We start from the raw sequence: 13,090 nt of genomic DNA, 5'->3' as shown, positions 1-13,090 counted from the left end.
AACCATTTTGATGTTGCAAATGGCCATGACGCTTTCAATCATCGCAAAAAAATTACAGCTGCCCTTTTTCTCGCATTTTTTTCTTAGTCGTAAAGCCAAGGCCCATTACAACAATTAAAGCTGCGATAGCTAAAATGACCCCGAGAGCGCTTCCTTCTCCGATAAATATGCCGATTGACATAATTGCCGCAGTTGCGATAAATGCATATAAAACAAATACCCACTTAATGTTTCTCATGTTGATTCCTCCCATTTATAACGGATATTTATAGTGTACAACAAAATCATTCTGCAATTCTAGAGTTAGTGTGATATAATAGCTTAGTTATTACAAGCATAGGAGTGAAATGCGTGAACATTCGTAAAGATTTACGTAATATTGCCATTATTGCCCATGTAGACCATGGGAAAACAACGTTAGTAGATAAATTATTACATCAGTCCGGAACATTCCGTACTAATGAGCATGTTGAAGAACGTGCGATGGATTCAAATGACCTTGAGCGTGAGCGTGGAATTACAATTTTAGCGAAAAACACAGCTATTAATTATAAAGATACGCGTATCAACATTATGGATACGCCGGGACATGCTGACTTCGGTGGAGAAGTTGAGCGTATTATGAAAATGGTAGACGGTGTTCTACTTGTAGTAGACGCATATGAAGGATGTATGCCTCAAACTCGCTTTGTATTGAAAAAAGCATTAGAGCAAAACTTAACGCCGATTGTTGTTGTTAACAAAATTGACCGTGACTTTGCTCGTCCAACTGAAGTAGTGGATGAAGTAATTGACTTATTTATTGAACTAGGTGCAAGCGAGGAACAAATTGAGTTCCCTGTTGTTTATGCTTCAGCAATCAACGGAACGGCTAGCACGAATCCTGAAAAGCAAGATGAGAACATGTCATCTCTATTTGACTCAATCATCGAGCACATTCCAGCACCGGTAGACAACAGCGACGAACCACTTCAATTCCAAGTGGCAATGCTTGACTACAATGACTATCTTGGTCGTATCGGTGTAGGTCGCGTATTCCGCGGAACAATGAAAGTAGGCCAGCAAGTTGCATTAATGAAGCTTGACGGTACGGTAAAACAATTCCGTGTAACAAAATTATTCGGTTTCCTAGGCTTAAAGCGTGTTGAAATCGAAGAAGCAAAAGCAGGAGACCTGATCGCTGTATCAGGAATGGAAGACATCAACGTAGGTGAAACCGTATGTCCGTTTGACCACCAAGATGCACTGCCAATTTTACGTATTGATGAACCTACTTTACAAATGACGTTCTTAGTAAACAATTCACCGTTTGCTGGTCGTGAAGGTAAATTTGTTACATCTCGTAAAATTGAAGAGCGCTTAATGTCTGAACTTGAGACGGATGTAAGTTTACGCGTGGAAAATACTGATTCACCGGATGTATGGGTTGTTTCAGGACGTGGAGAACTTCATTTATCTATTTTAATTGAAAATATGCGTCGTGAAGGATATGAGATTCAGGTATCAAAACCTGAAGTAATCGTTCGTGAAATTGATGGCGTTCGCTGTGAGCCAGTTGAACGTGTGCAAATCGACGTACCTGAAGAACATACGGGTTCTATTATGGAATCAATGGGTGCTCGTAAAGGTGAAATGGTTGATATGATTAACAACGGCAGCGGTCAAGTTCGTCTGATCTTTATGGTTCCTGCACGTGGTTTAATCGGTTATACAACTGAGTTCTTATCGTTAACTCGTGGATTTGGTATCATTAACCATTCATTTGATAGCTACCAACCAATGCAGCAAGGTCAAGTTGGAGGTCGCCGTCAAGGTGTGCTTGTTTCTATGGAAAGCGGTAAATCATCTACTTATGGAATCCAAGGCGTAGAAGACCGCGGTACAATTTTCGTTGAGCCAGGTACAGAAGTATACGAAGGTATGATCGTAGGAGAACACACTCGTGAAAATGATATCGTTGTTAACATCTGTAAAATGAAGCAAATGACGAATATGCGTTCTGCGAATAAAGATCAAACAACAGGTATGAAAAAACCTCGTATTATGTCTCTAGAGCAATCACTTGAATATTTAAACGAAGATGAATATTGTGAAATCACACCAGAATCTATTCGTCTACGTAAAAAAGTTCTTGATAAAAATGAACGTGAAAAAGCAGCGAAAAAGAAAAAATACGCTGACACGAAATAATAAAAAAAGTAAGTCGTTAGCTCTATCTGCTAGCGGCTTATTTTTTATCTATTATATCAGAATTTTCTATTTTTTGAAAGCGTTTTATAAAAGAGGGATTTGGAAAGGAAAAAGGTGGCTTATATCGAATAATGTAAAGTAAGGAATAGGGGGAAGAAATATGGATGTAAAAGAACACCTTTCATTTTTTGCAGCTCTGTATCAAGTAGATGAACATGCAAAAATAGGAATGTGGCTGTTATACTTTACCATTTTAGGGCTATCTGTTCTCGTGTACAAACTCGGGTTTGCAAAGAAGCTACCGCTTTTAAAATCTATGGTTATTTATCTATTTTTAGCTTTTGGATGTACGATCTTAACGTTTTTAGGCATTTTTTTACCTGTAGCTGAAGGGCTTGTGGTTGCAGCGCTTGTATTAATTATTTATAAAATACGGCTGTATCAGGCTAAGAAGCAAAACTCCACGTTGGGTTCATAAAAGACTACATAAAAAGACGCTTGTAGCTACAAGCGTCTTTTTAGTATGATATAGCCGAAGACAAGAGCGGCTGCGAAAATTAAATGGCCAGCTGTCCAATAAAAAATCGCTACTGCATCATCCACCGCAGGCGTAGGCTTGAGCGCAAGCAGCGTCAATGGAAAATACAAAGGAATGGTTGGAAGTGTTAATAAAAAGGAACACAATACGATTTTTCGAATAGACATATTATTTAATTTACCTACTATGTAAACAAAAACGATCCCAATTGCAGCGGCAATGAATAAATGAAAAACAAACTCTACCCATTCAGGCCATTGAATAGGGCCAATGATAGGAATAAAATCAACATTTAATAAAAGGGTATAAACTTGTTTGCCGGTTAGCCATTCTATCCATTTTAAACATAACCCAAGGATAATCCCGCTTAACATGCCAATACTTATTCCTAATCGGAGCACCTTACCAATCCTCCTCTGTCTTTTTCGACTCATATAGTTTAAAGTTTCCAGTAGCTATGCGTTCTTTTGTTCGTTTTTCAATCCGTTCAGAACATTCATTGCACATATATGTATGGATAGGACGGTTGCGCAGTCGTTTTGCTACGAGCGTTTCATCCTCAATTGTTTCAATTTTATCGCACATGACACATTGTACTCTCATTTCTATCACCTCAACTTCTCTATACATCATTCTAGCCGAAAATTCTTGTTTTATAAAGTTTTTTTACGGCGCTGTCTCTTAGTAGAAAAGGAACGATAGGAAAACATTCCGAAAGAAGCAGGTAATTTTGCTTGTTAGCTCGAAGATAGTAACTAGTAAGTACATAAACAGTAGGAGGGATGAAAATGGCCAACGAAGTCGAGACTCAACTAGTAGATGCATTATACGATGAGCTACAGACAGAGAGATTTGCAACCATTTCAACTATTGATTTTGAAACAAACGGTCCAAATGTTAGTGCCATTTCGTGGTTAGTAGCTCCGACTAAACAAAAAATTCGATTTGCCGTAGATGTCAAATCGAGGATTGTAGAAAACATTAAACATACGAATAAAGCAGTGGTAAATATTCTTGCTAATGAATCATGTTACTCAATCAGCGGAATAGCTGAGGTAGTGCAAGAAAAATTAGAAGGAGTAGCTTTAAAGCTGACGCTAATTGAACTAGATATTAATGAAGTAAGAGATGTCATGTTCTATGGTTCTAAGATTTCAGTAAACCCTTCATATGAAAAGACCTATGATCCAGTAGCAGCTGCTAAACTCGATAAGCAAGTAATTGAAGCGATAAAAAAAGCTTAGCAGCAGCCTGCCGCTAAGCGACTTTCTTATTCATTTTTTTGAAGATGATTATTAGATTGTTTTTCCTGCTCATTCTTTAAATTTTGCTCTTGTTTATTATTTAATTTTTGATTGTTTGTATCTGTTGAGCTAGGATTTCGGCGAATTTCTTCTGCAAATTCAGGCATCACTCGGTTTACAATGGCTGCTAATTCATCTAAAAATCCTGTAACCGGCCGACCTTTGCGAATTTCATTTCCAATTTGTTTTAGCCGAGCGACCGTATCAGGATCTGCAATAACAACAGAATTAGCACCGTACGGATCAGCTTTCAGACCTTCGGCAACTGTATATTTGATTGAACTTACTTCTGAACGATCAATATCTTTGCCAACGTCAATGCCTACGATTGCATACTTACCGAGCACAATGGCAGTAGCATCATTTACATTCGGAACGCTTGAAGCCAGTTCAACTAAATGAGCTGATATTTCATTAGCAGTACGCTTGTGAGAGCGTTCAGGAGATGAATTTTTGACCTGTACAATTCGATCTGTTTTTTGCCCTTCTTCAACGTCTGCTTGGTTATTGTTGCAGCCGGTTAGTGTAATAAAACATAAGCTAATGGATAGAAAAAATTTGTTCATGTGGGAGACTCCTCCTTATGAATGACTCATTTTTTGTAGTAATTTGTATTTAGTTTCTAATAGTTCTTCTATCTTTATACACGTGTTCATATATTTAAAGAAAATGGTCCGTCCATTTAAGGTCACTTCACACATGTGCGTTACATAGTATATAAATGGATGGGTGCCTTGTTTCACTCCTTACAGGAAAAACAATCGGAGTAGGAGGCTGAATTATTGGGAAAAATTTATGTATTAGATACGAATGTTTTATTACAAGATCCGCATTCAATTTTTTCATTTGATGATAACGAAGTAGTGATTCCGGCCGTTGTACTAGAAGAAGTTGATTCGAAAAAAAGAAATATGGATGAAGTCGGACGAAATGCAAGGCAGGTATCCAAACTCATTGATAACTTGAGACAACATGGAAAGTTATATGAGAAAATCCCTTTAGAAAATGGGGGCCATTTGCGAATTGAACTCAATCATCGCTCTTTTCAACAGCTTCAAGAAATCTTTGTGGAAAAAACAAATGATAATCGAATTTTAGCTGTTGCTAAAAATCTATCTCTTGAAGAGGAAACAAAAGAAGATGGACGTGAAGTGATACTAGTGAGTAAAGATGTGTTGGTACGTGTGAAGGCTGACGCAATCGGCTTAAGAGCAGAAGATTTTTTAAGTGATCGAGTAGTGGAATTCAATAGTATTTATACTGGCTTTTCGGAAGTCTATATTGCAAAAGAACTGCTGAGTCAATTTTACGAAAAAGGAGAGCTGCTAACGTCTCAAATTGCGAACCACTCCTTTTTTGCAAATCAATTCTTAGTGATGAAAGATGCATTTGGGGGATCCGGATCAGCCATCGGCATTGTCGATCAAACAACAACGAAAGTAAAAAAGCTTTTATTTGAATATGATCATATCTGGGGAATCAAACCTCGAAATGTTCAGCAAATTATGGCTTTAGAACTTCTTCTTAGAGACGACGTTCAACTGGTCACGTTAATTGGAAAGGCAGGTACGGGTAAAACGCTGCTTGCTTTAGCTTCAGGACTTATGCAGACGGAAGATCTAGGATGTTTTAAAAAGCTACTTGTAGCTCGTCCAATTGTTCCTTTAGGGAAAGATATTGGATTCTTGCCAGGAGAAAAGCAGGAGAAGCTTCGTCCATGGATGCAACCAATTTATGATAACCTAGAGTACTTATTCAACACTAAAAAACCTGGAGAACTGGATGCGATTCTAGCGGGGCTCAGTTCAATAGAAGTGGAAGCCTTGACGTATATAAGAGGCCGAAGCATTCCGGAGCAGTTCATTATTATTGATGAAGCGCAAAATTTAACGAAGCATGAAATTAAAACAATTTTAACAAGGGTAGGGGAAAAGAGTAAAATTGTCCTTATGGGAGATCCGGCTCAAATTGATCATCCTTATTTAGATGAGTATAACAACGGATTAACGTACGTAGTTGAAAAGTTTAAAGAGCAAAAAGTATCGGGCCACGTCCGGTTAATCAAAGGAGAGCGCTCCGGGCTAGCACAATTAGCAGCTGATATTCTTTAAAAGAAGCGGGGTTCCTTTTGGAACCCCGCTTTTTTTGTTATGTAACGATGATTTCTTCCACATATTTAATAGGGTTATTTCGGTTGGATCCGTCAGGTAAATAGACATAGATAGGCCCATCTTCTCTAAGAGGCTTTCCATCTTGGCTGAAACCAAAGATCAGTTTTTGTGCTTCTTCTAATGAAAAAGAAATCAGTGCGTCTTTTGTTTTAAATGAAACGTTGGTAGCTTCTTCAGTAGGTGAAGCGTTAGCTAGAAAAGGTGCAAATAAAATGCCGAATGTTCCATTTACTAGCTCCTGTTTTTTGAATTTCTTTTCAGTTTTTAACGTAGGAGGAAAGACGGCTCCCTCTTGAATTTCACGGTCCCAATGCTTCGAAACAGCCTTTGTGTACGCTTCTGTTTCGTCTTTTTGCTCCGGTGGATGTTCAAAGAAAACCTCCATATCGAGCTTGCGGTCATCGAAAATCCACACGCTTGGGTCGAGTGTCAGCGTATATTTTACTTTTCCTTTTAACATAATAATTGAATTCATCATAAATGCCCCCTTGCTAAAAGTATAAGCGCTTTCTACTTATTTGTCACTTTGATGAAAAAATTTAGTTGAGAGTGATTCTCGTATGATATAATGTAAAGGTCAACGAAAGTGCGAAATTTCCTACATCTATGGTAACGGTTTTGAGAAAGTAACAGTATAAAAAAGACGGCCAGCCTCACGGACATGTTTATCCTTGCTTTTTTGGAGCATAGCCTTTAAAATTGAGAGATAGATTAGGTAATCGCTCGCGAACGGAGGGATTGAGTTTGACGCCTGAGACAATGATAGATCATCGTGAAAAAGCGTATGCGTTGTTAAAAGCTGATGCAGATAAGATTTTGCAATTAATTCAAGTTCAAATGGATAACTTAACAATGCCACAATGTCCTCTTTATGAAGAGGTTTTAGATACACAAATGTTTGGTTTATCAAGAGAAATTGATTTTGCAGTTCGTCTTGGTTTAATTGATGAACGTGTTGGAAAAACATTGCTAGACCGCCTCGAGCGTGAACTTTCTGCACTGCATGAAGCGTTTACAAAAAAATAAAAATCACGCGATCGAAACTCAAACTATATACAAACGTAGTTTGAGTTTTTTATTACAGGTGGTTGAAATTTCCTAATTTACTCAAATTTGTACATAAAAAATGAAACGAAACAGAAACACGTCATTTTTAAAGGAAGAGGGTTATGGTAAAAAAAATATTTAGGCATTTTGACTATTCAATTGTAATTCCAGTGCTGCTTCTTTGTGCGGTTGGACTAGTTATGGTTTACAGTTCAAGTATGATTGTAAGTATTACAAGATATCATACGTCAAGCGATTTCTTTTACAACAGACAAAAAATGTGGCTTGCTTTTACGCTTGTATTATTCATTTTAACAATGCTAACACCTTACAAGCTGTATCCTAAAATACTGCCTTATGCGATTCTAGGCATTTTTGTACTGCTTTTGCTTGTGTTTGTAATGGGACATACGAGTAACAATGCGCAAAGTTGGCTGCAGCTTGGCGGGGCAAACATGCAGCCGGCTGAGTATGCCAAGCTCGTTGTCATTTTATACTTATCGTATGTTTTGTCTAAAAGGCAAGAGTATATTGACAACATCAAAAAAGCTTTTTTTGGACCTATGGGTCTTGTATTTCTAATATTAGGCTTTGTAGCTATTCAGCCTGACCTTGGAACGGGATCAATTATTTTTGCTATTGCTGTTACCATTATGCTATGTTCGGGAATCTCTAAAAAAACCTTTTTCCGCATGCTAGCACTAGGTATCATTTTGCTTACGGTAATTATTACGATTGGTTTTTTTACAGGTCAGTTTACTGCCAATCGAATTGGCCGTTTTACCGGTGCATCAGATCCGTTTACCAATGCTCAAGGAACCGGTTATCAGCTGGTTAATTCATATTTAGCAATAGGTACAGGAGGCTTAAAAGGCCTTGGTTTAGGAGAAAGTGTACAAAAGTATGGTTATCTTCCGGAGCCCCATACCGATTTCATTATGGCTATTATTGCAGAAGAATTAGGGTTCTTTGGAGTTATGCTCGTGCTGGGCCTTTTAGGCTTCTTAATTTTCAGGATTTTAATGCTGGCTAAAAAATCTCAGGATCCGTTTGCTAGCATGATTTGTATTGGAGTAGCCAGTATGATAGGTATTCAAACAGGCATTAACCTTGGAGGACTTACGGGACTCATTCCGATTACCGGCGTCACGCTTCCGTTTATCAGTTATGGAGGGTCTTCGCTGCTAACACTGATGGTATCTATGGGAATTATTGTAAATGTTTCGTTTTTCGTAAATTATCAAAATAAAAAACAGAAAAATACGGAAAATATTGTGCTACATCCGAACAATACATCAACAACAAGCGATTGATTTTCGTGAAAAAATTGTGTAAAAAAAGCAAAAATTTATTGGGATTTTATCATTTTCCATTGATTTTTGCTTTTCTTTTATCCAATTTTGCTATATATTGAAGTTTATACGAAATTGAGAGGAGATTAGCAACATGAGTTTTGTAACTAAAAAAATCAAAAAAGTATTAGTAGCAAACCGAGGAGAAATTGCGATTCGTGTATTTCGAGCATGTACTGAACTGAATATTCGGACTGTTGCAATTTATTCTAAGGAAGACGCAGGTTCTTATCACCGTTACAAAGCGGATGAAGCCTACTTAGTAGGAGCGGAGAAAAAACCGATTGATGCTTATTTAGATATAGAAGGCATCATCGACATTGCTAAGTCTCATGATGTAGATGCTATTCACCCTGGCTATGGTTTTTTGTCAGAAAATATCCAATTTGCGAAACGTTGCGAAGAAGAAGGCATTATTTTTATTGGTCCAAAATCCAAGCATCTTGATATGTTTGGGGATAAAGTAAAAGCACGTCATCAGGCTATTCAAGCAGATATTCCCGTTATTCCTGGTACGGATGGTCCTATTGATTCAATTGAGGAAGCAAAAGAATTTGCTAATCAGCATGGATATCCTCTAATGATCAAAGCTGCTTTGGGCGGAGGCGGTCGAGGCATGCGTATCGTTCGCGATGCAGACAGCCTGAACGAATCTTATGACCGTGCTAAATCAGAAGCAAAAGCTGCTTTTGGTAATGATGAAGTGTATGTCGAGAAACTAGTTGAAAATCCAAAACATATTGAAGTGCAAATTTTAGGTGATGAACAAGGAAATGTTGTGCATCTTTATGAACGCGACTGCTCTGTGCAGCGTCGTCATCAAAAAGTAGTAGAAGTAGCACCAAGTGTTTCTATAGATGAAGACTTACGTCTCCGCATTTGTGAAGCAGCTGTGCAGCTGATGGAAAAAGTGCAGTACATAAATGCTGGTACAGTAGAATTTTTAGTATCAGGAAACGATTTTTATTTTATTGAAGTAAATCCACGTGTTCAAGTAGAGCACACAATTACTGAAATGATTACAGGTATTGATATCGTTCAATCCCAAATTTTAATTGCAGACGGCTACGCGCTTCACAGCAAGGAAGTATCCATTCCTGTACAAGATCAAATTCACGTACATGGATATGCGATTCAATCTCGTGTAACGACAGAAGATCCGTTAAACAATTTTATGCCGGATACGGGTAAGATTATGGCTTATCGTTCTGGTGGCGGTTTTGGCGTACGTTTAGATACGGGAAACAGTTTCCAAGGTGCTGTAATTACGCCTTATTATGATTCACTGTTAGTAAAAGTAACAACATGGGCATTAACATTCGATCAAGCCGCATCAAAAATGGTACGGAACTTAAAAGAATTTCGTATTCGTGGAATTAAAACCAATATTCCGTTCCTTGAAAATGTAGTGAAGCATGATAAGTTCTTAACAGGTGCTTATGATACATCATTTATTGATACAACGCCTGAACTTTTTGTTTTCCCGAAGCGAAAAGACCGCGGAACTAAAATGCTTACATACATTGGGAATGTTACGGTAAACGGATTCCCAGGTGTATCGGAAAAGAAAAAGCCAATCTTTACAAAACCGCGCGTTCCTAGTGTGGATATAAGCAAACCAATTCAAAACGGAACAAAGCAGATTTTAGATGAAAAAGGCGCTGAAGGGCTAGTAAATTGGGTGAAAGAACGCAAGGAAGTGCTATTAACGGATACAACCTTCCGTGATGGCCATCAGTCTCTTTTAGCAACGCGTATTCGTACAAACGACTTAAAACAAGTAGCTAACCCAACTGCACGCTTGCTTCCAGATTTATTTTCTATGGAAATGTGGGGGGGAGCAACGTTTGATGTCGCTTATCGATTCTTAAAAGAAGATCCGTGGGATCGCTTGCTTACTTTACGTCAACAAGCGCCAAACGTTCTTTTCCAAATGCTTCTTCGCGCGTCAAATGCGGTTGGATATAAAAACTATCCTGATAATGTAATTAAAGAATTTGTTGAAAAATCAGCTTATGCAGGTATTGATGTTTTCCGTATCTTTGACAGCTTAAACTGGGTGCAAGGAATGACTCTTGCAATTGACTCCGTTCGTCAAACAGGAAAGATTGCAGAAGCAGCAATGTGTTATACAGGTGATATTTTAGATCCGACGCGCCGTAAGTATGATTTGGATTACTACAAGAACTTAGCAAAAGAGCTTGAGCAGTCTGGAGCACATATCCTGGGCATTAAAGATATGGCGGGTCTTTTAAAACCACAGGCAGCTTATGATTTAGTATCGGCTCTAAAAGAAACGGTTGATATTCCAATCCACCTTCATACGCATGATACAAGCGGAAACGGTGTATACACGTATGCAAAAGCAATTGAAGCAGGTGTAGACATTGTAGACGTAGCCGTAAGCTCAATGGCAGGCTTAACGTCTCAGCCAAGTGCTAACTCTCTTTATTACGCATTAGAAGGTGCGGACCGCAGACCAAATCTAGATATTAAAAATCTAGAAGAGCTTTCTTACTATTGGGAAGACGTGCGAAAATATTACCAAGACTTCGAAAGCGGCATGAACGCTCCTCATACAGAAGTATATGTGCATGAAATGCCAGGCGGTCAATATAGCAACTTACAGCAACAAGCAAAAGCAGTTGGTTTAGGAAACCGCTGGGATGAAGTAAAAGATATGTATTCACGCGTGAATTTGTTATTTGGTGATATTGTAAAAGTTACGCCATCATCAAAAGTAGTTGGAGATATGGCATTGTTTATGGTTCAAAACAACTTGACAGAAGAAACGCTGTTTGAGCGCGGTGAAACGCTTGACTTCCCGGATTCAGTTATTGAATTGTTTGAAGGGTATTTAGGACAGCCTCACGGGGGATTCCCTAAAGAGCTTCAGCGCATCATTCTAAAAGGCAGAAAACCTATTACAGTTCGTCCTGGAGAACTGTTAGAAGATGTGGACTTTGATGCAGTGAAAGAAAAGCTGTTTAAAGACTTAAATCGTCAAGTAACGAGTTTTGATGCCATTGCTTATGCGCTGTATCCAAAAGTATTTATGGATTATCACAAAGCAGTCGAACAATACGGGGACATTTCTGTTCTTGATACCCCGACTTTCCTATACGGCATGCGTTTAGGAGAAGAGGTTGAAATTGAGATTGAAAAAGGAAAAACCTTAATTGTTCGCCTTGTATCCATTGGAGAACCGCAGGCAGACGGTACGCGAGCAGTATACTTTGAATTGAACGGTCAGCCTCGTGAAGTCGTGATTAAAGACGAAAGTGTTAAAACAACCGTTACGGCAAAACAAAAAGCCGATCAAGCAAATCCGGCCCACATCGGCGCTTCAATGCCTGGAACCGTTATTCGAGTAGTAGTAGAAAAAGGCGATAAAGTCTCAAAAGGTGATCACTTAATGATCACAGAAGCAATGAAAATGGAAACAACCGTGCAAGCACCATTTGACGGCGTGATTAAACAAGTACACGTGTCGAGTGGAGATGGCATTCAGCCGGGAGATTTATTAATTGAATTAGAAAGCTGATCAAAAAAGGTACGAGCTCAGAGCTCGTACCTTTTTTGATCAATTATGTGTATGACGCGTTGCAAGTAAGGTTAAATAGCTTAATACACCGAATAGGAAAGAGATAATTAAAGAATGAGCAAGCGCGAGCTCTAGCTGCAGACGTGTGACAACAACAAGCATACCGGAAACCGCCTGAAAAGTAACTAGAATGAGAGCAGCTAACCATCCGTAAAAAATATTTTTTTGATGGCGATAATATTTAACTGCATGGATAAAGGCGGCTAAAATCCATACAAACGTTAAAACAGCAGCGAATCGATGTCCCATTTGAATCCACTGATTCAAATCAACAGGCAGCCAACCGTTTCCGTTTGAACAAAATGGAACGTCTGGACAAGCTAAGCTAGCTTCTTTATGGCGAACAAGCGCGCCCGTGTACACAACGGCATATGTGTACAAGATAACCCCGTAAATATGTTTTTTCATTTTAGAGCCTAGCTGCATATTAGTTGCGTCGAGCTTTTGATCCACTTCAAAGATAATAAGTGTTAACAGCAGCACAGAAGCAAACGAAATAAGAGAAATACCAAAATGAAGAGCAAGCACTGCATCTGATTGTCCCCACATAACGGCAGCGGCCCCAATTAATGCTTGCAGTACTAGGAAGAAAAAAGAGATAAACGCTAAAGGTCTAACTTCTTTTATATGCCCTAGTGAAATCCATGCCCATACGCATAAAGCGAGCACAAGAAAGCCCGACACGCCAGAAACTAAGCGGTGGCTTAATTCAACAACGGTTTCAAATGTTAAAGGGTCAGGAATGAGCTGTCCATTACACAGAGGCCAAGAATCTCCGCACCCGTCTGCTGAACCAGTTTTCGTGACAAGGGCACCGCCAAGCAGAATAAGTAACATGGCCATGCTCGTCACAACGGATAAAAATTTTAATCCAAGTCGCACAA

13 protein-coding genes are annotated in these 13,090 nt (G+C 38.7%); 7 read left to right on the top strand and 6 right to left on the bottom strand.

The window, feature by feature from the left end; all coding sequences use genetic code 11:
* Positions 1 to 52: 52 nt before the first annotated feature.
* Positions 53 to 238, bottom strand: coding sequence for a YlaF family protein (locus AC1DEF_RS16655; RefSeq protein ID WP_016763441.1), 186 nt, complete (start codon positions 236 to 238; stop codon positions 53 to 55).
* Positions 239 to 351: 113 nt separating this feature from the next.
* Between AC1DEF_RS16655 and typA the strand changes: the two genes are divergently transcribed.
* Positions 352 to 2,190, top strand: coding sequence for a translational GTPase TypA (gene typA / locus AC1DEF_RS16650; RefSeq protein WP_028407947.1), 1,839 nt, complete (start codon positions 352 to 354; stop codon positions 2,188 to 2,190).
* A 160-nt stretch (positions 2,191 to 2,350) separates the two neighbouring features.
* Positions 2,351 to 2,668 (top strand): YlaH-like family protein, encoded by a 318-nt coding sequence (locus AC1DEF_RS16645; RefSeq protein WP_043979535.1) that lies wholly within the window; start codon positions 2,351 to 2,353, stop codon positions 2,666 to 2,668.
* A gap of 26 nt (positions 2,669 to 2,694) precedes the next feature.
* Here the strand turns inward: AC1DEF_RS16645 and AC1DEF_RS16640 are convergent, their stop codons facing one another.
* Both AC1DEF_RS16640 and AC1DEF_RS16635 read right to left on the bottom strand, forming a co-directional pair.
* Complete coding sequence (locus AC1DEF_RS16640) at positions 2,695 to 3,129, bottom strand: hypothetical protein (protein ID WP_097823987.1); 435 nt, start codon at positions 3,127 to 3,129, stop codon at positions 2,695 to 2,697.
* Position 3,130: 1 nt separating this feature from the next.
* Positions 3,131 to 3,331 (bottom strand): YlaI family protein, encoded by a 201-nt coding sequence (locus AC1DEF_RS16635; protein ID WP_013056069.1) that lies wholly within the window; start codon positions 3,329 to 3,331, stop codon positions 3,131 to 3,133.
* A 185-nt stretch (positions 3,332 to 3,516) separates the two neighbouring features.
* Here AC1DEF_RS16635 and AC1DEF_RS16630 point away from each other — a divergent pair, with 185 nt between their 5' ends.
* Positions 3,517 to 3,972, top strand: a complete 456-nt coding sequence (locus AC1DEF_RS16630) for a pyridoxamine 5'-phosphate oxidase family protein (RefSeq protein ID WP_013082304.1) — start codon at positions 3,517 to 3,519, stop codon at positions 3,970 to 3,972.
* A 26-nt stretch (positions 3,973 to 3,998) separates the two neighbouring features.
* Here the strand turns inward: AC1DEF_RS16630 and AC1DEF_RS16625 are convergent, their stop codons facing one another.
* Complete coding sequence (locus AC1DEF_RS16625) at positions 3,999 to 4,598, bottom strand: YhcN/YlaJ family sporulation lipoprotein (protein WP_013056071.1); 600 nt, start codon at positions 4,596 to 4,598, stop codon at positions 3,999 to 4,001.
* Between the two features lie 216 nt (positions 4,599 to 4,814).
* Between AC1DEF_RS16625 and AC1DEF_RS16620 the strand changes: the two genes are divergently transcribed.
* Complete coding sequence (locus AC1DEF_RS16620) at positions 4,815 to 6,143, top strand: PhoH family protein (protein ID WP_013056072.1); 1,329 nt, start codon at positions 4,815 to 4,817, stop codon at positions 6,141 to 6,143.
* A 37-nt stretch (positions 6,144 to 6,180) separates the two neighbouring features.
* Here the strand turns inward: AC1DEF_RS16620 and AC1DEF_RS16615 are convergent, their stop codons facing one another.
* Positions 6,181 to 6,681 (bottom strand): hypothetical protein, encoded by a 501-nt coding sequence (locus tag AC1DEF_RS16615; RefSeq protein WP_013082306.1) that lies wholly within the window; start codon positions 6,679 to 6,681, stop codon positions 6,181 to 6,183.
* Positions 6,682 to 6,962: 281 nt separating this feature from the next.
* Here AC1DEF_RS16615 and AC1DEF_RS16610 point away from each other — a divergent pair, with 281 nt between their 5' ends.
* The 3 genes from AC1DEF_RS16610 (at position 6,963) to pyc (ending at position 12,146) form a co-directional block, all read left to right on the top strand.
* Positions 6,963 to 7,229, top strand: a complete 267-nt coding sequence (locus AC1DEF_RS16610; RefSeq protein WP_370506486.1) for an Fpa/YlaN family protein — start codon at positions 6,963 to 6,965, stop codon at positions 7,227 to 7,229.
* A 143-nt stretch (positions 7,230 to 7,372) separates the two neighbouring features.
* Positions 7,373 to 8,563, top strand: a complete 1,191-nt coding sequence (locus tag AC1DEF_RS16605) for an FtsW/RodA/SpoVE family cell cycle protein (RefSeq protein WP_477727446.1) — start codon at positions 7,373 to 7,375, stop codon at positions 8,561 to 8,563.
* A 133-nt stretch (positions 8,564 to 8,696) separates the two neighbouring features.
* Complete coding sequence (gene pyc, locus AC1DEF_RS16600) at positions 8,697 to 12,146, top strand: pyruvate carboxylase (protein WP_097823986.1); 3,450 nt, start codon at positions 8,697 to 8,699, stop codon at positions 12,144 to 12,146.
* Positions 12,147 to 12,185: 39 nt separating this feature from the next.
* Here pyc and AC1DEF_RS16595 read toward each other — a convergent pair whose 3' ends face one another.
* Positions 12,186 to 13,088 carry a COX15/CtaA family protein gene (locus AC1DEF_RS16595; RefSeq protein WP_034653460.1) on the bottom strand — a complete coding sequence of 301 codons (903 nt, stop codon included), beginning with the start codon at positions 13,086 to 13,088 and terminating at the stop codon, positions 12,186 to 12,188.
* Positions 13,089 to 13,090: the final 2 nt, after the last annotated feature.

The sequence above is a fragment of the Priestia sp. 10L35 genome, from assembly GCF_056395685.1.
Note: the sequence above shows the minus strand (reverse complement) of the source record. Positions and strands in the feature narration are given on the sequence as shown.

Excerpts from the sequence above, each read along its gene's own strand:
- AC1DEF_RS16655 (WP_016763441.1), bottom strand. The coding sequence starts at position 238 with ATGAGAAACATTAAGTGGGTATTTGTTTTATATGCATTTATCGCAACT.
- AC1DEF_RS16645 (WP_043979535.1), top strand. The coding sequence starts at position 2,351 with ATGGATGTAAAAGAACACCTTTCATTTTTTGCAGCTCTGTATCAAGTA.
- AC1DEF_RS16635 (WP_013056069.1), bottom strand. The coding sequence starts at position 3,331 with ATGAGAGTACAATGTGTCATGTGCGATAAAATTGAAACAATTGAGGAT.
- AC1DEF_RS16630 (WP_013082304.1), top strand. The coding sequence starts at position 3,517 with ATGGCCAACGAAGTCGAGACTCAACTAGTAGATGCATTATACGATGAG.
- AC1DEF_RS16625 (WP_013056071.1), bottom strand. The coding sequence starts at position 4,598 with ATGAACAAATTTTTTCTATCCATTAGCTTATGTTTTATTACACTAACC.
- AC1DEF_RS16615 (WP_013082306.1), bottom strand. The coding sequence starts at position 6,681 with ATGATGAATTCAATTATTATGTTAAAAGGAAAAGTAAAATATACGCTG.
- AC1DEF_RS16610 (WP_370506486.1), top strand. The coding sequence starts at position 6,963 with ATGATAGATCATCGTGAAAAAGCGTATGCGTTGTTAAAAGCTGATGCA.
- AC1DEF_RS16605 (WP_477727446.1), top strand. The coding sequence starts at position 7,373 with ATGGTAAAAAAAATATTTAGGCATTTTGACTATTCAATTGTAATTCCA.
- pyc (WP_097823986.1), top strand. The coding sequence starts at position 8,697 with ATGAGTTTTGTAACTAAAAAAATCAAAAAAGTATTAGTAGCAAACCGA.